This is a genomic window from Cupriavidus basilensis OR16 (assembly GCF_000243095.1).
Taxonomy (GTDB): Bacteria; Pseudomonadota; Gammaproteobacteria; order Burkholderiales; family Burkholderiaceae; genus Cupriavidus; species Cupriavidus basilensis_D.
This window is the reverse complement of the sequence record NZ_AHJE01000409.1, coordinates 1-987: the sequence shown is the minus strand read 5'-3', so window position 1 is coordinate 987 and position 987 is coordinate 1. Positions and strand designations below refer to the sequence as shown.

General features: G+C 69.6%; 1 protein-coding gene and 1 pseudogene. One reads left to right on the top strand and one right to left on the bottom strand.

Annotated elements, in window-relative coordinates; translation table 11 throughout:
• On the bottom strand, positions 1-333 hold a 333-nt coding region (locus OR16_RS39385; protein WP_006165127.1), incomplete at its 3' end, for a PHP domain-containing protein.
• A gap of 265 nt (positions 334-598) precedes the next feature.
• Between OR16_RS39385 and OR16_RS39380 the strand changes: the two are divergent.
• Positions 599-987: pseudogene (locus tag OR16_RS39380) on the top strand (FAD-dependent oxidoreductase); the annotation flags it as partial.

The window sequence follows — 987 nt, the reverse complement described above, 5'->3', positions numbered from 1 at the left end:
GTCTTGCGCCCTGGCGGCGCGCCCGACGCGCGTGGCGGCCAGGCCGTCCACCCAGCGCCTCGGCAGTCCGGGTCGGATCTGCAAGCCAACGATATGCACGGTCTGGCCAGCCCACGTCACCGAGATCTCCACCCCAGGCACGTAGTGCATGCCAAGCGCCTCGGCTGCGGCTCGCGCCCTGGCCTGGCCCTTGACCTCGTCATGGTCCGTCAGCGCCCAGTACGCCACGCCGCCGGCGTGCGCGCGCGCGGCGACATCCTCGGGGGACAACATGCCGTCGGACACCGTGGAATGGCAATGCAGATCCGCGTTGATTGCGTGTGAATTTTGCATGCGTCTATTCTACTCTTGCGTTAAATCCGCGTTAAATCCACCTTAATCCCGTACCCATGCGCACCACGTGGGCTGGCCCACACATCCGCGCGATAGCCCTGCCGCCAACGCTGGCGTAGGCGGCCGGCCAAGCCCCGCGCGGTATAGTTGGGGCCTGACGATCCTCCCGCCGGGCGCCGCCGCGCGCGCCGCCTGCCAAGCCATGCCGACCCAAGTCCCTGCTTCCGCCACGCCCGCCCCCCGCCCCCCAACCGCCCCGGCCGACATGATCCGCACCGATGTGCTGATCGTCGGCGCCGGCCCGGTCGGCTTGTTCGCCGCTTTCCAGGCCGGCGTGCTGGGGCTGAAGTGCGAGCTCATCGACGTGCTGGACCGCGCCGGCGGCCAGTGCACCGAGCTCTATCCGGAAAAGCCGATCTACGACATCCCGGCGGTGCCCGGCTGCCTGGCGCAGGCCTGGTCGACCGCTTGCTCGAGCAATGCGCGCCGTTTCGCGTTTCCCATGCATTTCAACGAGCGCGCCAACGGCTTGGCCGAAATCCCGGCGAGGCGCACGCCATAGCCCAGCATGAGCACCGCACCGCCTGCTGGTCACCACCGACACCGGCAAGCGCTTACGCGTGGCCGCGGTGCTGGCTGCGTCCGGCGCCGGCG